We start from the raw sequence: 17,656 nt of genomic DNA, 5'->3' as shown, positions 1-17,656 counted from the left end.
TTGATTAAAAGATTGCTAAATCTAATCAAATGCCAGCACATTTTAGCATTTTAATCCAAATAATAGTGGGGATCCAAGGAAGGACTATAGGGGATTACCCTTAACTTCTCAAAATGTATTTGATCAGACCATCAGCCAGTTTCCGATCATTGCGCAAATGGGGGATTTTGTTCTGACCTCCTAAAAGGCCGACTTCCCGCATATAATCCCTAAAAGCAAGCGATCGCATGACATTTAATTGGATGGGTTGTAAAATATGCCCTACTATCAAATCATCATAATAGATATTTTGCTGGCGCATGGCGGTGTCAAGATCACTGACGAAGGTGGTCAGGTTCTGTGGGTGATGTTCAAAATCGATAAACCACTCGTGGTAAGGCTTCCCTCCATCCTGAGGACTCACCTGTGGTGCAACAGTAAATTCATTGACTGAGCATAGGTGTTTTTCACAGGTTTGCAGCAAAGCAGACTCCACTTCTTTTTCAATCACATGCTCCCCAAAGGCTGAAATGTATTGGCTGATGCGCCCATTAATTATGAATAGATAAGGATCCAGGCTGACAAACTCGATGGTATCCCCGATATTGTATGCCCACATTCCGGCATTGGTAGACAATAAGATGGCATAGGTCACTCCTGGCTGTACCTCTGAGAGTTTGAGTCGCTGGGGATGGTCTTTTAATAATTCATCCGGGGTGACGAACTCAAAAAATATACCACCCTGTGTGTTTAATAATAAAGCTGCGTCAGCTTGACTATATTGAAACCCTATAAACCCTTCTGAAGCAGGGTAGGTATCTACTCTAGGCATATCCGGACCAAACAACCTGGAATAATGACTTTTATAAGGGGCAAAATTGACACCTCCGCTGACCAGCATCTTAAGGTTAGGAAAAACATCAAGCATATGGTTTCGGCCGGTTCTGGCTAAAATCTTTTCTGCAAACATCTGCACCCATGGAGGGATACCGCTGATCAAACGAAGATCCTGGCCGATACATTCATCGATGATGCGTTCGACCTTGGTGTCCCAGTCTTCTATACAATTGGTGGCAAAAGAAGGCAATTGACTTTTTTTAAACAAGGACGGGATATGCAGATTAACCAGGCCTGATAATCGTCCTGCCTTGATCTCCCCAGCCATCGATGTCTCAGGGCTGCCTGACAGAAATATAAGTTTGCCATCCAGGTAGGAAAAATCATTGAATTGACTGGCATAATTCATCACTGCATTGCGTGCTGTAGTAAAATGGAAGGGCATGCTCTCCCTGGTGAGTGGAATGTATTTGATTCCGGAGGTAGTGCCGGAGGTCTTAGCGAAATAGAGGGGTTTGCCTGGCCAAAGTACATCCTGCTCACCATCTTTGATCCGGTGGATATAGGTTTTGATGCCTTCATAGTCCCGAATCGGTACCTCATCCTTAAACTGGTCATATGATTTAATATGTTGAAATCGATGGTCTTTTCCAAAAGCAGTGTTGGCAGCTTTATGGAGCAGTTGGTCAAATATCTTTTGTTGATCCTTCAAGGCATTGGATGCCATGGAAGTGACAGATCGGTGTATCCAATGACCAAAGGGTTTTACGAGGGTAGATTTCCATGCAGACATCACAGCGTAAATTTATTCAATCTGGCCTGATAAGCTGGAATTTATGCCACCAGGCTATTTATTTTATCTGCAAATTCCACTATAGTGAGGCTGCCCTGATCACCTTTACCATGTTCACGTAGGGAGACATTGTGGTTGGCCACTTCTTTTTCACCGACGATGAGGATGAATGGAATCTTTTTTAATTCATTGTCCCTGATTTTTTTACCAATGGTTTCGCTGCGATCGTCGACTGATCCGCGTAGTCCAGCAGCTGCCAATTGATCTTTGATCTCATGACAGTGTGCATTGAAACGGTCGCTGATCGGGAGAATCACATATTGTTCCGGAGTCAACCAAAGCGGGAAATTGCCACCACAATGCTCTATCAACACACCAACAAAGCGCTCCATGCTGCCGAATGGTGCACGATGGATCATCACCGGTCTGTGACTGGTATTGTCAGCACCGATATATTCCAGTTCGAATCGTTCGGGCAGATTATAATCCACCTGGATGGTGCCGAGCTGCCAGTTTCTACCAATGGCATCTTTGACCATAAAGTCAAGTTTAGGACCATAGAAAGCTGCTTCACCCAATTCAGTTACGGTGGGCAGACCTACCTCAGCAGCTGCTTCTATAATTGCAGCCTCTGCTTTATCCCAGTTTTCATCAGTCCCAATATATTTTTCTTTATTTTGGGGATCTCTCAATGAAATCTGAGCTGTAAACTTGTCGAAGCCTAATTTATTCAAAACAAACTTTGTCAAATCGATCACTCCAATGAATTCTTGCTTTAACTGCTCAGCTGTACAGAATAAATGAGCGTCATCCTGAGTAAAACCCCGGACTCGGGTCAAACCGTGTAATTCACCACTTTGCTCATATCGATAGACTGTACCAAATTCTGCAATCCGAATGGGAAGTTCTTTGTAGGATCTGGGTTTGTAGCCGAAGATCTCACAGTGGTGTGGTCAGTTCATAGGCTTCAAGAAAAATTCCTCCTCTTCATTGGGGGTATGGATAGTCTGGAAGCTGTCTTTGCCATATTTGGCATAGTGACCTGAGGTGATGTATAGTTCTTTGCGTCCGATATGGGGGGTGATAACCGGTTGATAGCCACGTTTGATTTGTTCTGCTTTGAGAAAATCTTCAAGCCGATTGCGCAAGGCTGTACCTTTTGGGAGCCAGATAGGCAACCCTGCACCTACTTTCTCCGAAAACATAAACAGATCGAGCTCTGCGCCAAGTTTACGATGATCACGCTTTTTGGCTTCTTCGATCATCGTAAGATATTCTGTCAGTTCTTTTTGCTTGGGAAAGGTGATGCCATAGATCCGCGTCAGTTGTTTTCTTTTTTCGTCCCCGCGCCAGTAAGCACCAGCCAAGGCAGTGAGTTTGACGGCTTTGATAAATCCAGTGTCCGGAATATGCGGTCCACGGCACAAGTCAGTGAAATTGCCCTGGCTATAAAAAGTAATCTGACCGTCTTCAAGATCTTCTAATAACTCGAGTTTATATTCATCATTTTTTTCTTTGAAATATGCGATGGCATCGGCTTTAGAGATCTCTTTTCGTTGATAGGCATTGTTTTGACGAGCCAGTACCTGCATCTTATTTTCAATTGCTTGTAAGTCTGATGAACTAAGTACTTCATCACCTGTGTCTATATCATAATAGAATCCTTGTTCGATAGGAGGACCGATACCAAACTTGGTGCCCGGATGCAATGCCTCCAGGGCTTCAGCCAAAAGATGAGCAGACGAATGCCAAAATGTGGATTTTCCTTCTTTATCATTCCAGGTAAAAAGTTGCAAACTTGCATCGGTATTGATAGGCCTGGTCGAATCCCAAATCTCCCCATTTACTTTGGCGGACAATACATTGCGAGCCAACCCTTCTGAAATGGATTTGGCTATGTCTAAAGCGGTCACTCCAACTGGATACTGTTTTACAGCTCCATCGGGTAAGGTAATATTGATCATAGTTTTACTTAAAAGAGGTGCAAAGTTAGTTTGATAATCAGAAATAGCCATAGGATATCACTTATATAATCGGTTTATAGAATTCATCGGTCTTCGAATAAAAAATATAATTGCAGAATAGGTGACATATAGGTTTTTTTATTGCCAAAAAGGCATATATTTGTTGTGTGAAAGAAAAACAAAGAATCAAATCATACATCAATCCCTCTAAAATTGATCCAGATAAGGGGCTCGTGGCCCAAGATCTGAGTGCGACTTACAGTCCCTTGCCTACCGTGACTGATACGCCGACTTTGCGTGTTATATTAGGATCAAAAGCGATTTCGACCGAGCTCGACAGTGATAGTGATTTAAGCTTAATCTTTCATACCAGAGAGGGCCTTACCAAAGATGTGCTGAGTTCATTGTCCAAATTTCTCGGCGTCACGCTTGAGCAGCTTGCTATATTATTGCACAGCTCCTATCGCAATCTGGCGCGCAAAGATGGTAGTGATTTATTGGACTCATATAAAACTGAAAAAGTCCTTGAAATAGCCACTTTTGCCCAGCGTGGCGTGGAGGTGATCGGGTCACACGCTGGTTTTAAGCGTTGGTTACAGAGCCCGATTCTGGCTCTTGGTGGCAAGGCACCCCTTGAGTTTTTGGATACTTCATTTGGTATTCAGCTATTGCTCAAGTTGCTTGGCAGGTTGGAGTATGGTGTTTATTCCTAATATATGGAGTGCTTTAGAATAGCCCAGGCGCAGTATGCCAGGGATTTGACTGGCACAGGTGCCCGATTGTATGGAGGTCGCTGGAATAGTGAAGGCCACCGTGCCATTTACGCTGCTTCATATCGTTCGCTCGCCTTGTTAGAGGTGTTGGTTCATTTGGATTTAAATAGTCTGCAGGAACGCGTCTACGAAATGGCCATCTTAAGTTTATCTGTTCAGGCTTCCAAGAGCATGACCAAATTGGAAACAAAAGATCTCCCTGCTTTATGGATGCAGCCCGAAAATCAATCACTCACTCAAAAACTGGGTGACCAGTTCCTTATGGAAAACCTGACTTTGTTGCTCCAGGTCCCCTCTGCCATCATGCCTGAAGAGTATAATTATATCATTAACCCGATGCACCCATTGATGAAAGAAGTCAATATTAGCAATATCCGTACACTGAATCTGGATCAACGACTGATCAAACAAACAAAAAAGTAAGGCTGAGTTATTGTTGACTATTACTCCAGACCAAAAGTCAATTTCAAATTGACCCGATATTCTTTGATTTTGCCATTTTCGACGGTGACACTCATGTTTTCCACATTGGCAGAACGAATATCTCTTATAGATTTACTGGCTTTTTTAATAGCCTGATCGGTAGCATCTGACCATGATTTGGGTGAGCTCGAAAGTATCTCGATAACTTTTACTGTAGCCATAATTTAAGTAAGTTCAAAGGTGATTTTAATATTGACCCGATATTCTTTTATCTTTCCACCGTCTACCGAAACGCTCATGTTATGTACATTGGCGGAGCGAATATTTTTTAGGGATTTGTCAGCTTTTTTGATTGCTTTTTCAATCGCATCTTCAAAGCTCTTATTGGAGCTGGAGAGCACTTCGATTACTTTAAGGACTGCCATATTATTAGTTTTTGAATGATTAAAACAACATGCACTAAGTTAACATTTTTTATGATCAGGACTTAGCTGCTTCTTTAATTTGTTCGAAAAGCATAGCTTCATCACCAGGAAGAAAGCCACGTTTGGACCAGGTCATTTTGCCGTGTTTGTCAAAAATAAATGTTTGTGGTAAGCCATTCAGGCTGCCAGGCATCAGGCTTTTAAACTGGCGGCTAAAATCCCAGTAAGCGGCGAAAGGCCATTTTTCATTGGCTATTCTTTCGACAAAAGCAGGGTAATTTTCTTCCCGATCTTCTGACATGGCTACCAGGTGAAAAGGCACTGTTTGTTGCCATTGGTCAAAATGCTGTGTGATTGATTTTAATTCTCTTGCACAAGGATTGCAGGTAGTCAGCCAAAACATCATCACGGTTGGTTTATCGGGTTGGGGCAAAATATGGTCTGTGCTATGCGCCTTGTTTTGGTCATCTTTGACCGTGACTGCGTAAGGATATTCAGTAGTGGGGTTTTGCTGTGGCTCCATTGGAGAAGTCAAGGTTACTGTAAGATCTGCCGTATTCCCGATCGATGTCAAATTAGGATTTTCCTTAGACTTGCAATTGCAAAAAACGGCCACAACCAAAAGAAACATTAAACGCATAGTAGAAAAGAATTTAGCCCAAAGTTAAGGACAATTCCTGAGCAGAGGAGGGCCATCTATTGGCCGAGCTTTTCTAAAGCCTTTTTAGCTTCGGTATAATTCGCATCCAGTTGCAAGGCCTGATTATAATCGGATCGGGCACCTTCGATGTCATTGATAGCCTCTTTGGCTATACCGCGATAATAATAATAGGTCGGCTCGGTCGGGCTTTGATGGCAGGCAATATCAAAATGTTGCAACGCCTGAGCAAAACTGTCGATGGAAAAATACAAAATACCACTGTTGAGAAAAGCGTCTTTGTAAGCAGGATCCAGCAGGATGATTTTGTGATAGGTGGATAGCGCCAGGAGCGGATCGGACTCATGAAAAAACTCAGCATAGCTGTGGAGTGTCTGGGTATTGGTAGAGTCGACCCTCAGGGCGTTTTCTATACATTGCCTGGCATATACCGGATCTGTAAATTGTACTAATTGACTGAGTATGATCCAGGCATCTATGAGGTGATCGTCGTAGGAGGTTGCTTTTTTAAAGCTTGTGATCGCCTGTGCCGTATCCCCCAGGTCCCGATAATTGATGCCGGCCATAAAATGAGCCTCTGACTCCAAAGGATTGAATGTCAAAATACGATTGATCGTGGCGAGAGATTTGGATTCCTGTTTGAGAAGATTTTGATATTCGCTCAATTTAAGCAGGGTAGGGATGCGCGTTGGAAACAATATGCCGGCTTTGACCATCGTAGACAGCCCCTCATAAGAATTGCCTTGCTCCATATAACAATCTGCCAACAAATGGAAATATCTTGCCTGCAAGGAATCCAGGCGAATAGCATAGCTAAGATCTTTGATCGCTTCGTCATAGCTATTTTGAGCGTAGTAATACGTAGCCCTCGCAAAATATAAGCTATCCACAAAAGGGGACTGTTCAATGAGTTGATTGAAGTATTCAAGTTGTGGGGTGACTTCTTTTTGAATGGAATTATTTGATTTACAAGCCAGTTGAACCAGAATTAACAAAAAAAATAAATGTCTATACCCAAACATTGGACAAAGGTCTGCAATTTAGCAGCAACAAAAACTAAGAATTATGAAATGGCGTAGACCAAACAAGGATGAAATGGCAGGATATTTTGAACGATATGTCAGCCAGGTACCTGAATCAGACCCCGTGGAAGTATTAAAAATGTTAAAAACAGATACCCGGGACATGATGCTTTCACTTTCTCTAGACCAGTGGGATCATCGGTATGCGGATGGCAAATGGACGATCAAGGAAGTATGGGTGCATGTGATGGACACCGAAAGAATATTTGCCTACCGGGCTTTGAGATTTGGTCGTGCGGATGAGACTCCTTTGCCCGGGTTTGAACAGGATGACTATATCCTTCCTTCCAGGGCCAATGACCGGACGATAGCGGGCATTATACAAGAATACGAAGCAGTTAGAAATGCGAGTATCACCTTATTTGAAAATCTGCCTGCAGAAGCTTTAGATCGAACCGGAAAAGCTGCCAACAATGTGATCAGTGTTCGTGCATTTGCATTTTTGATAGCCGGGCATGAGCGCCATCATATCAAGGGTTTGAAGGATAATTATGGGGTGAAAGTTTGATATGCCATGTTCTGATATGTAGCAGGATGAGTCTTTTATTCTATATTTAATCATGATAAAACTGCCAGATATTAAGATTATTCTCCTGGCCTGTGCCACCCTGGGGTTGGCACCGTTTTTTCCAGAACCTCATGTCTGGGGAAAGTTGAGATGGGTCCTGGGTGGAGCTCATGGCATGCAATGGCTCGACTGGGGAGATTTAATGATGCATGGATTACCTTGGATGGCATTGATATGGTATGCTTGGAGACGCTGGGTCCTGCCGGTGAAAAGTCAATCGTAGTCTGACGGGAGCAGGATAGGCAGTTTTTATTCGCAACTAAGGTTTATAAAAATTGAAACCAAATCTAGTTAGTCCTTTCCGCCATCAGATCAGTTTTCTCACCCATAAACTCTATCCAGGCCTTTTTGATACAAGGATAGTGTTTTGATGATTCTACCAGGCTCATAAAGGCCACCAGGTTTTCTTCAAATCGTTTTTGTAGGGTTTCGTCTGCGATATTGCCTTCCGGAGAGAAGGCTTTGTGAGCCATCGCCAAGGAAAACATATTGGGAAACACCCTGGTACCGAGGTGTTCCAATGGCATTCTAAGTGACCAGAGCGCCCGATTGCCACCTGCCATCGAAGGAGAAGCCGACATTAAGAGGGCATTTTTTTCATTGAATGGCTGAGGTCTGACCCTTGATACCCAATCAATTGCATTTTTGAGCACTCCAGGTAGGGATCCATTGTATTCAGGAGATGATATGATAAAAGCATCATTGGACTCTATCCTTTGACGAAACCGTTCAGCCTGATCCGGATAGATGCCTTTTACCTCCAAATCTTGATTGAAGGATGGGCTGTCAAACTCACTCATAGTGGCATAATCTACGATTCCACCATTTTTGGTGATGACACCGGCTGCTAATTTGGCCAGGCGGGTATTGAGTGAATCTTCGCGTAAAGAAGCAGAGAAAACGAGATATCGTAAAGGTTGTGGAGGCGAGGTCATCTGCATTGAATCATTCATAGTTTGATAATTTAATTTATTTCATTGTATTTAGCAGCAAGCTTAAGCCCATTGAGGACAATGTAAACAAATAACGAGGTCAGGTTGTTTAATGACTTCTGCTTTTTTTATTTCGTTGTGGAGCCGATAAGTCTATCCTGGCGGAGTAGCAGGCATACGCGATTTTATGACCAAAGCTGATACCAGCGTGAGTCCGCCGATCAGATAAATGGCATACTCAATTCCTAATAAATCAGCCGTCACACCCGAGATGATGGCTCCAATCGCATAGCCCAGGTCTCTCCATAATCTAAAGATGCCTATGCTTTCGGCACGCTGTATGGGGCTGGTAGCTTGAGCAATGGCCGATAAAAATGTAGGGTAAACAAGCGCTGTCCCCAGACCCAGTGCAGTCGATATACTACCGAGTCCGATAAAAGAGGTGGTCTGGGGAATCATTAAAATGGCCAGGCCTTGCAACAGCATACCTATGAACAACATTCGTTTTTTTGAATAGATATCTGACATTTTACCTGTAAAAAGTTGTCCGATGCCCCAAATGGTAGGATAGATAGCTGCTAGGATTCCAATGTCTTTGGTATTGAAGTGGAGCGACAATAATAATACTGGCAGCAATCCCCAGATCATGCCATCGTTTAAATTATTGACCAAGCCTGCTTGTGTGACTGCACTCAAAGTTTTGTTCTTGAAACTGGTCTCTATAAAAATATTTTGTAATGGCCCGGTATGGTCAGTTAAGCTCTCATGTTGCACAAATGCCCGGGTATCTTTCACCAATATTAACGTAAGTAGCAACCCAGCCATAGAAATAAAAATGCCTATATAAAAAGGATAAGGGGTGATGCCATATTTGTCAGCGATCCACCCAGACAGAAATGCCACCAACCCTACTGCGACATAACCGGAGAATTCATTGAGTCCCATGGCAAGTCCCCTGTCTTTTTCACCAACCAGGTCGATTTTCATCAGCACAGTACTACTCCACGTAAGGCCCTGACTTATGCCCAAAAGTATATTGGCGAGTATAACCCAGTTCCAATGGTTGGCATAAATTAATATAAAAGGAATCGGTATAGCTACCAGCCAACCTGATACTAACATATTTTTTCTACCAAATCGATTGGCCAGTCGTCCCGTGAAATAGTTTGTAATTGCTTTGGTCAAGCCAAAAGCAGTGATGAAAGACAATAGGGCAGTCTTAGAAGCCACTCCAAATTCGATAGTGGCAAATTGAGGGATAATCGTCCGCTCCATCCCTATCATGCCTCCTACAAAGGCATTGATGATCACCAGGATGGTGAATTGTGGCCAGTTTTCTTTTAGACCAAGCTTGATAGGATCTGTGCTCACCCGAGTTATATATGTTGAATAAGCCAGTTACTGATCTGGTGCCTGGCCTTTTCCAAACAGCAATAGTTGGAATGAAGCGCTAAATATATTTTTGCTTAGCAACATCCGGCTCCAGGTGTGCATCCGGGGGATAGCGTCTGTAATTCAACAAATTGGCTTTGAGAAGTTTTGACTGGTATGCCACAATGGTCATCCGCCAAACAGGCAGTTTGTTTTGATATGAGCTCAAAATCTTTACCATTATATTCCAATCCATATTTTCCAATGGTATCTGTTTGATATTCCACTTCGATTTCCAGGTCATCGATCTCAAGGGCTTGTTCAGAGAGTGCTATAATATTCAGCAATTTGCCGGGTTTTAACCGATGGTCATAATCGTTGGCATCCCAAAGTTGGAAGTTGACTACTTTTTCAAGTCTTATAGTTCCGCCGCAATCTATAAAATGTTTTGTCACCAGGCCTATTTCGGTCACATGGAAATGTTCTGGAACATACTCGCCATGGGCTAATCTAAAATTTACAGATTCAGCTGTGCTCAAATGATGTTTTATTTCTGATAGTTTCATAAGATTGGGTTAAGTGATATTTAACAAGGAATATTTTTTTTCTTTTCAATTTTGGCGGAGACCTTTAAAAAATAACTATTCAATTTTTCAAACACTTTTTCGTCTAAACAATAGCAGATAGCATTTCCTTCAATATTTCCTTTGATGAGTCCAGCATTTTTTAGTTCTTTTAAGTGCTGAGACACAGTAGGTTGTGCCAATGGCAATTTATTGACGATATCGCCACAGATACAGGTATCGACCGAGAGCAGGTATTCGATGATAGCGACTCTGGCGGGGTGACCAAGCGCTTTAGCAAGATTGGCGATACTGTTTTGTTTGTCTGTAAAATGATCAGTCTTGGTTGCCCCCATTACTTTAATTTAATATTGCAATATTACGATAAATATATGACTTTTTGGTCTAATATTATCTGGATTTACTCTCATCTACTCAGAAGGACTGGAGATGTGTAGCATAGAAAGCGCGCTAGGCAAATAAGGGTTGCCTGGGTATAGTTTGATTTGTATTAAATCATTTGCCACTTTTATCACTTTGCATCACGTTCTGAAATTTTGGCTTCAATGATTAGTTGGTCATACATCCTTTTTACCTGGGTATCACCAAAACCATAAATTCCTGCCATGGCAGAGAATGCATTAAATGTTTGATAGAAGTCATTTGGCTTGGATTTAATAATACCTTGCAATATTTTTTCCGGCCTGGGCAAATCGTTGCCAACGGGAAATCGATCAATATGGGCCTGGCAGACTTCTTCTAATAGCTCAAAACAAGGTGAAGGAGTAGGAGAAATAGATTTCAGTTTTGATAAGTCCCCATTTCTAAATGCCTTCCAGAGATTTTGGCCTAAGTCAATGTCATCAGGTTGAAACAATATCTTTGACGAGTAGGCGAGGACCAAGGTCTCAGTATCGTCTACTCCAAATCCTTTCCAAAAGTCTCCTTTGTTTTTTATAATTGGGAACACTCTATATATTTTCAGATTGGGTCTTGTAGAAAGAACTGACAGCATGAACCACATATTGGCCTGGCAAAACAAATCATTTTCAAACCATAGGCATACCTCTGCGTGATCAGGTATGCTGGCCAGTTTGTCCAGTTCTTTTACGACCTTCTCAAAATATTCTGCCTGCGGAAGATGAAAGGTTTCTGCAATAAAATCAGCGCGGTTGATCCAGAACGCTTCAAGAGTGGGTGCTTGTACCACACCATCCATCAGGCATTCTCTACAGATAATAAAATTATTGAGAGGAAAAGATTGGTTTAATTTATCAGCTAATGCGTCGCCATTCAGTAGGTGATAAGTCAGCGTAGGATCCATTCTCTATGTAAAAAGTTTAAATTTTTCAGAGTTTATTTTGGCGATTTGCTAAAATGTTACGCTAAAAGTATGCCTTGAAGAGTTAAATCTTATTTTTTTCTCAACACATCATGATACGCAGAAATCAGTGCCTCCATCACTATCTCCTGTGATACTCCATTCAGATCAAAAGTAGTTGCCCCTTTATCCCCCCATTTGTTTGGCACAGGATAGATGTTTTGGGGATCCATTTCACAAAATACTGTTTGCTCTATTTTAGTTAAAAAGATGTTTGCGGTATTGTTTTTGGCCAGGTAGGTAGCAAACATCCGTTTCCCGATGATACTAAAGCCTAACCTATCGAAATGTGGTCTTTGTTCTGTACCGGAAAAGGACAGTACTAATTCTACAAAAGTATCACCTGCAATCATATTTGGTGTAGGTCAGCATTTAAACAGCCTATTACTTCCAAAAAAATGCTTAACTGTATTAAGCAATTGTCTAAGGGCGGCCATTTAAATTTTACTTTATGAAAAACCTGCTTTTTCTTTCTACTTCCTCACAGACCCATTACTCTCCAGTTAAATGCATCATCAGCCCCTGCTCCTGCAAAGTCGTCAAAGGCCCGCTCAGTCACTTTTATTATATGATCACTGATGAACGGTGCGCCTTCGGCAGCTCCCTGGCCAGAGTCTTTGATGCAGCACTCCCATTCGAGTACCGCCCAACCATCATAGCCATACTGAGCCAATTTGGAGAAGATCGCCATAAAATCTACTTGTCCGTCGCCCAATGATCTGAATCTGCCTGCACGGTCTACCCAATCAGCATAGCCGCCATAGACGCCTGATCGACCTGTAGGATTAAGCTCAGCATCTTTGACATGGAACATCTTGATATGTTGATGATAGAAATCGATGTATTGTAGATAGTCGAGGTGCTGGAGTACGAAGTGACTGGGATCATAGAGGATATTGCATCTTTTATGGTGGCCGGTAGCTGCCAAAAAGCGCTCAAAGCTGATGCCATCATGCAAGTCTTCGCCAGGATGTATTTCGTAGCACAGGTCCACGCCGCAGGCATCAAATTCATTGAGGATAGGTACCCATCTTGCAGCAAGTTCTTTGAAAGCGGCTTCTACTAGACCTTTGGGTCGCTGTGGCCAGGGGTATACGGTATGCCATATCAGTGCCCCGGAGAAAGTCGCATGGGCATTAAGCCCGAGGTTCTTGCTGGCGTGGGCAGCTTGTTTTAATGTTTTAACCGCCCATGCTGTGCGGGCTTTGGGATTGCCTTTCACTTCATCAGGTGCGAAGGCATCGAAAAGTTCGTCATAGGCGGGATTGACGGCGACCAATTGACCTTGGAGGTGGGTTGAGAGCTCGGTGATTTGCAGTCCGTGAGCGGCTACTTTACCTTTTAGATCATCACAATAGGTTTGGCTGGTCGCCGCTGTCGGAAGGTCTATGAGCCTGCCATCCCAGGAGGGAATTTGGATGCCGATATAACCAAGATCCGCAGCCCATTGGCAGATAGTGTCCAAAGAGTTGAAAGGAGCCTGATCTCCCATAAACTGTGCGAGAAAGATGGCCGGTCCTTTGACATTTGAAAGTTTGCTCATAATGATGATTTATTTGTTGTTTTTGGTAAAATATATTTTGGAGAGCTAAAATAGTGAAAAGACATGGAACCACAATATTGACCATGCACCCTATGAACAATCGAGACTCGGACATCTAGAAACTAACCAATCAGGACAGTAGAGAACGGTTTTTTTGACCAAAGTCTGACTGTTTAGGTCTTTTTTATTCTTATGCTTTTTTAATAATGTTTAAATGTTGTCGTGACTGGATGTGTCTTGTGTTATATCTATTAAAGGTATTCGAACTATTTCGACAGTTGTCGAAGCAAAGTTGACTTTTCCATTCGATTCAAGAAATCTTTTGCCAATAAGTTCATTGAGAATATGTTTGGTGTATCTGCGTTTTTTATAATCCACGATATAACGAAGATTGAATTCTATCCAATTATCAGTCATGGTGATAGCCAGTGTAGGATCAACCTGAGCATTTTCAATATAATACTTGTCTACTACTTTTTGCCAATCTGCTTTGGAATCGGCTACGAATTGAGATAGATTTTCGCTGGCTATTTCGATGACTATAGATTTTGCTAAGTCAATATCAGACCCATACCTGATAGGAAGATTGAATTCATCCCAAACAAAAGGAAAGTCCTGGGAATAATTATAGACAGGTCCTTTAAAAACAAAGGAGTTGCTCAATTTTACGATTCGCCCACTGTAATTATCACTTGAAACCCATTCTCCTATTTCCATCATACTCGTATAAATACTGTCAATGTCGATGACATCACCTTTGATGCCATTAATTTCAATTCGATCGCCTGGCTTATATACCCTTACAAAGAAAATATAAAACGATCCGGCAATGCTAAGAATCAATTCTTGCAAAGTGATGGTGATACCAGCAGTCAATAACCCAATAGCTAAGCCAAAGTCATTAATACTGCCTGTGAAATAAGAAATGGTAATAATGATGATAAATAAATATCCGATTATTTCAATTCCTTTTTGCGATTTATATCTCAATGATGAGTCAGGAAATTTGTTCCTTAGAAACCGTCTGATAAAAGCGATCAGAGAAACGATCAATACTACCCATATTAAATATTCCAGGAAGTTAGTGGCCGTTGGATTTTTCAACATCCAGTTTTTTAAATTTTCGAAATTGTCCAACATATTTCTGATTACATCTTTGAATTAAAAGCCGGAAGAAATGGGGCAATTGAAATGATAAATGCCAGCACCTAACTATGATTAAATAAAGATAACAAATATTTTGTTCACCTTTTTGGCTGCGTAGTCGTATAGAGGCTCATCTTGCTTTGCTTAATTCAGTATAAAAAACAACGAAATCGAATCATATGGGTATGATCATTGATATGATGGTCGTGCTGGCAGGTATGCGTCGTGACCATTACGATTAATATATGCAACTTCAATTCACCGAAGATCAATACGCTTCCTCACGTAGGTTGACAATTTATCTTATTTGATTTGACAATCTAAAGTCACAGCTACTTCTCCGCTGTCACGATATATTGATACTGCAATTCCTGGTCATCCACTACTATATGGTGATAGCCGGCCTGATACAGCAGTTCTTCGACCACATCAGGTGCAATACGCTGGGATTTGGGAGGCGCAATCTGAGCAGGGAGTCGATTCATCTTGAAATCTACGATGACTATTTTGCCACCTTCTTTGAGTTTAGTTTTGAGGAGGTTAAGGTATTTGGACCGGTTTTGAATGAAAGCAATCGTATTGACGATGAGGATGCCATCGACTTCGGCAGCTCGCAGATTTGGGTCATCGGGTCGGGCTAGTCGTGTAGTGATGCGTGATTGGCGGGTACTATCGAGGTTGGCTTTTTCTTGTTCGATGTATTTTAAAGCTTCAGGATCGATATCAACAGCGATGACATCAGCACCTTCCTGGGCCATCCAAAAAGTAAAAAACCCATTGGGTCCGGCTCCAATATCGGCGATCTTTTTGTGGCTGAGTTCTTCTGACAACCTATCTAGGATAAGGCTCGGTTTTTGCCAGGCGACCCGGCTCATGATAGGTACTATCGGCTCTGTATCCGGAGCGACATTCGTGTCATGGACCTTGACGGGTGCTTCAACGATTTCGAGGGGTTTTTCATTACGATCAATGCAACCTATGGGTAGACAGGCAAATATATATAAAAGAAAGCAATATATCCGATGGGTTGATTGCATGAGATGGTCTCAAATGTACGGCGTGGTATCGGTAAGAAGAAATCTAAAATGGGTAAGAATTGGACTTAACGACATACAATGATTGAAAGCGATATGATGGAAGCAAAGCTCAGGGATAATCCGGCGACCAATCGGAATAGTTTCCATCGGTACCTTTTAATGTTAACCTTGTGAATATTAAGAAGTAATTCGTACCGCCATTGCCACTCTTGGTCAGGGCTGACCCGTATGAAATAATGCGTCACCTACGTGGACGACAGGAGCATTGTTATGACCGATGAGGTACCCGCTCTCCTTAGCTTTGACATATTGGAGGCGGAGGTTGTCCGGATCAGAGATAGTGCCTAATATCTCACCTTTGCTCACATACACGCCTGAGGCACGGTTCCACACAAAGATCCCGCTATAGGGGGCTCTGATCCATTTGTCCTCGGTGATGATGACGGTCTTATGAGGTGGCAGGATCATCTCCTCTATCATCCCAAGATCATGCAGTACATTTTTGATGCCCATCAGTGCTTTATCAATGCTAAATCCGTCAAATCTACTGGCTTCTCCTCCTTCAAAGGTGAGATTGGCGATTTTGAGTTTGTGGGCATATTGTCGCAACGAATTTTGCCTTATAGTTGATTCGATGAGGAATGGGGCACCAAAGGCCTTTGCCAATGCAAAACTTTTCTTATCATTTTTTGTAAATCTAACCTGAGGATAGTTATAGCGCTGGCCCCCACCCGTATGAAAATCGATCAATGCATCGATGCCAGGTAAAATGCTTTTATAAAGGATATTGGCAATCCTGGAGGCCAGAGATCCTCGTGAGCTACCAGGAAAACTGCGGTTGACATCTTTGCCTTCGGCAACTTCCCGGGTGAAGTGAATAAATCCGTATACATTGAGCAGGGGAATGGTGATCACTGTCCCTTTTAGTATATTCCTGGATTTAACCCATTCACTCGCTCTCCGCACGATCTCGGTTCCATTGATCTCGTCGCCATGGATGCCTCCTATGAGTAAGATGGTGGGCCCGGGAAGTAAAGATTTATTGACGAAGATGTGGATATAAATTTTGTTACCTGAAGGAAGGTAGCCTACTGGTAATTTGATGAGTTTTTTTTCACCCGGTTCTATAATTTCCGAATCCAATATGGTGATTTTATAACTCTGCTCCATGGTGGGCTTTTTGCTCGATCATTTCAATTATTTTTTCAGAGATACTGATTTTGGTGGTTTGTTCGATCCCTTCCAAACCGGGTGAGGCATTGACTTCCAACACCAGTGGCCCCTTGTCCGACCGTAGAATATCTACCCCAGCTACACTGAGTTGGAGGAGCCTGCTGGCATTTAAGGCAATAAACTCTTCGTCAGCAGTGAGTTTGGTGGGTTTGGCGGTAGCTCCCTGGTGTAGATTGGATCTGAATTCATCTTTTTTAGCTTGGCGCTTCATGACGCCGACGACTTTGTGATCCACTACGAGCACGCGGATATCGCTGCCCCTGGCCTCCTGAATAAACTCCTGGATGATCACCTGTTCGTCAAGTCTCTGAAAAGCCTCGAGGATATTTAAGGCCTGGCTTTTGTCATTGGCTTTGACCACACCCATGCCCTGGGTACTTTTGAGCAATTTGATAATCAAGGGGAAACTAAATCTACGCAGTACATGATCATTAAATTCTGAATTGAAATGAAGGCAGGCATCTGGCACAGCAATACCATTGGTAGAGAGGAATTGACTGCATACCCATTTGTTTCGGGCTTTGAGTAGGGAAGCAGCGGTGGTTGTAGTATATACACCTGCTGCAACAAAATGATCTATCACAGAAGCACCTATCTCGGTAGCGGTAGCTCCAATGCGGGGGATGATGGCATCCAACCTGGTGAGCGGCTTGGACTGATAATACATCCTGGGTTGACTATTGAGGATATATTGTGAGCATTGATAGGGGTCGAGCACCAGGATTCTGTGACCTCTTTTTCTCCCAGCGATGACAAGACTTTGAGTGGAGTATAAACCCGGATTGCGGGATAGGATGCCTATGATCATGGATTAAAAATAAGAAATGAATTTGGGATGAATGCGATCTCTACAATTTGTGATTAGGCTTGAAAGATAGCCATGTATTCAATTTTTAATAGAAAAAAGAATGCCAGAACGTAAACCGGAAAAATCTTACTCCTTTCATT

At 42.4% G+C, this 17,656-nt stretch carries 20 protein-coding genes and 1 pseudogene; 4 read left to right on the top strand and 17 right to left on the bottom strand.

What is annotated here, in order from left to right:
* Nucleotides 1-100: 100 nt before the first annotated feature.
* Together IPJ09_09535 and thrS are read right to left on the bottom strand one after the other, a co-directional pair.
* Nucleotides 101-1,609, bottom strand: a complete 1,509-nt coding sequence (locus IPJ09_09535) for a GH3 auxin-responsive promoter family protein (protein ID MBK7371666.1) — start codon at nucleotides 1,607-1,609, stop codon at nucleotides 101-103.
* A gap of 41 nt (nucleotides 1,610-1,650) precedes the next feature.
* Nucleotides 1,651-3,573, bottom strand: a pseudogene (gene thrS / locus IPJ09_09530) (threonine--tRNA ligase).
* 167 nt (nucleotides 3,574-3,740) lie between these two features.
* Between thrS and IPJ09_09525 the strand changes: the two are divergent.
* On the top strand, nucleotides 3,741-4,286 hold the full coding sequence (locus IPJ09_09525) for a DUF2384 domain-containing protein (GenBank protein ID MBK7371665.1): 546 nt from the start codon (nucleotides 3,741-3,743) through the stop codon (nucleotides 4,284-4,286).
* Nucleotides 4,287-4,289: 3 nt separating this feature from the next.
* Nucleotides 4,290-4,769, top strand: coding sequence for an RES family NAD+ phosphorylase (locus IPJ09_09520; protein ID MBK7371664.1), 480 nt, complete (start codon nucleotides 4,290-4,292; stop codon nucleotides 4,767-4,769).
* 20 nt (nucleotides 4,770-4,789) lie between these two features.
* On the opposite strand, the gene IPJ09_09515 is transcribed toward IPJ09_09520, so the two are convergent.
* From IPJ09_09515 to IPJ09_09500, 4 genes are all read right to left on the bottom strand, one after another.
* The gene (locus tag IPJ09_09515) at nucleotides 4,790-4,990 is read right to left on the bottom strand and encodes a dodecin domain-containing protein (protein MBK7371663.1); all 201 of its coding nucleotides are present in this window, start codon (nucleotides 4,988-4,990) and stop codon (nucleotides 4,790-4,792) included.
* A 3-nt stretch (nucleotides 4,991-4,993) separates the two neighbouring features.
* Nucleotides 4,994-5,194: a dodecin domain-containing protein gene (locus IPJ09_09510; GenBank protein MBK7371662.1), complete on the bottom strand. Its 201-nt coding sequence runs from the start codon at nucleotides 5,192-5,194 to the stop codon at nucleotides 4,994-4,996.
* Nucleotides 5,195-5,249: 55 nt separating this feature from the next.
* Nucleotides 5,250-5,768, bottom strand: coding sequence for a TlpA family protein disulfide reductase (locus IPJ09_09505; protein ID MBK7371661.1), 519 nt, complete (start codon nucleotides 5,766-5,768; stop codon nucleotides 5,250-5,252).
* Nucleotides 5,769-5,890: 122 nt separating this feature from the next.
* Nucleotides 5,891-6,847, bottom strand: coding sequence for a tetratricopeptide repeat protein (locus IPJ09_09500; protein MBK7371660.1), 957 nt, complete (start codon nucleotides 6,845-6,847; stop codon nucleotides 5,891-5,893).
* A 70-nt stretch (nucleotides 6,848-6,917) separates the two neighbouring features.
* On the opposite strand from IPJ09_09500, the gene IPJ09_09495 reads away from it, so the two are divergent.
* A complete protein-coding gene (locus tag IPJ09_09495; protein MBK7371659.1) occupies nucleotides 6,918-7,442 on the top strand; it encodes a DinB family protein in 525 nt (174 codons plus the stop codon).
* Between the two features lie 52 nt (nucleotides 7,443-7,494).
* On the top strand, nucleotides 7,495-7,725 hold the full coding sequence (locus IPJ09_09490; GenBank protein ID MBK7371658.1) for a hypothetical protein: 231 nt from the start codon (nucleotides 7,495-7,497) through the stop codon (nucleotides 7,723-7,725).
* A 64-nt stretch (nucleotides 7,726-7,789) separates the two neighbouring features.
* Here IPJ09_09490 and IPJ09_09485 read toward each other — a convergent pair whose 3' ends face one another.
* From IPJ09_09485 to IPJ09_09435, 11 genes are all read right to left on the bottom strand, one after another.
* On the bottom strand, nucleotides 7,790-8,443 hold the full coding sequence (locus tag IPJ09_09485) for an NAD(P)H-dependent oxidoreductase (GenBank protein MBK7371657.1): 654 nt from the start codon (nucleotides 8,441-8,443) through the stop codon (nucleotides 7,790-7,792).
* Nucleotides 8,444-8,587: 144 nt separating this feature from the next.
* Complete coding sequence (locus IPJ09_09480; protein MBK7371656.1) at nucleotides 8,588-9,718, bottom strand: MFS transporter; 1,131 nt, start codon at nucleotides 9,716-9,718, stop codon at nucleotides 8,588-8,590.
* 182 nt (nucleotides 9,719-9,900) lie between these two features.
* Nucleotides 9,901-10,371 carry a hypothetical protein gene (locus tag IPJ09_09475; protein MBK7371655.1) on the bottom strand — a complete coding sequence of 157 codons (471 nt, stop codon included), beginning with the start codon at nucleotides 10,369-10,371 and terminating at the stop codon, nucleotides 9,901-9,903.
* Nucleotides 10,372-10,391: 20 nt separating this feature from the next.
* The gene (locus IPJ09_09470) at nucleotides 10,392-10,724 is read right to left on the bottom strand and encodes a winged helix-turn-helix transcriptional regulator (GenBank protein ID MBK7371654.1); all 333 of its coding nucleotides are present in this window, start codon (nucleotides 10,722-10,724) and stop codon (nucleotides 10,392-10,394) included.
* A 176-nt stretch (nucleotides 10,725-10,900) separates the two neighbouring features.
* Nucleotides 10,901-11,692, bottom strand: coding sequence for a DUF1835 domain-containing protein (locus IPJ09_09465; protein MBK7371653.1), 792 nt, complete (start codon nucleotides 11,690-11,692; stop codon nucleotides 10,901-10,903).
* Nucleotides 11,693-11,781: 89 nt separating this feature from the next.
* The gene (locus IPJ09_09460; GenBank protein ID MBK7371652.1) at nucleotides 11,782-12,102 is read right to left on the bottom strand and encodes an MmcQ/YjbR family DNA-binding protein; all 321 of its coding nucleotides are present in this window, start codon (nucleotides 12,100-12,102) and stop codon (nucleotides 11,782-11,784) included.
* A 128-nt stretch (nucleotides 12,103-12,230) separates the two neighbouring features.
* Nucleotides 12,231-13,292, bottom strand: coding sequence for a sugar phosphate isomerase/epimerase (locus tag IPJ09_09455; protein MBK7371651.1), 1,062 nt, complete (start codon nucleotides 13,290-13,292; stop codon nucleotides 12,231-12,233).
* Nucleotides 13,293-13,502: 210 nt separating this feature from the next.
* The gene (locus IPJ09_09450) at nucleotides 13,503-14,432 is read right to left on the bottom strand and encodes a mechanosensitive ion channel family protein (protein MBK7371650.1); all 930 of its coding nucleotides are present in this window, start codon (nucleotides 14,430-14,432) and stop codon (nucleotides 13,503-13,505) included.
* Nucleotides 14,433-14,770: 338 nt separating this feature from the next.
* Nucleotides 14,771-15,475 carry a methyltransferase domain-containing protein gene (locus IPJ09_09445; protein MBK7371649.1) on the bottom strand — a complete coding sequence of 235 codons (705 nt, stop codon included), beginning with the start codon at nucleotides 15,473-15,475 and terminating at the stop codon, nucleotides 14,771-14,773.
* A gap of 213 nt (nucleotides 15,476-15,688) precedes the next feature.
* Nucleotides 15,689-16,645, bottom strand: coding sequence for a succinylglutamate desuccinylase/aspartoacylase family protein (locus IPJ09_09440; protein ID MBK7371648.1), 957 nt, complete (start codon nucleotides 16,643-16,645; stop codon nucleotides 15,689-15,691).
* Complete coding sequence (locus IPJ09_09435) at nucleotides 16,629-17,516, bottom strand: RimK family alpha-L-glutamate ligase (GenBank protein ID MBK7371647.1); 888 nt, start codon at nucleotides 17,514-17,516, stop codon at nucleotides 16,629-16,631. The genes IPJ09_09440 and IPJ09_09435 overlap by 17 nt, the downstream gene beginning before the upstream one ends.
* Nucleotides 17,517-17,656 lie beyond the last annotated feature (140 nt).

Source organism: Saprospiraceae bacterium, assembly GCA_016709995.1.
In the GTDB taxonomy this organism is placed as follows: Bacteria; Bacteroidota; Bacteroidia; order Chitinophagales; family Saprospiraceae; genus JADJLQ01.
This window is presented reverse-complemented; position numbering and strand designations above follow the sequence as displayed.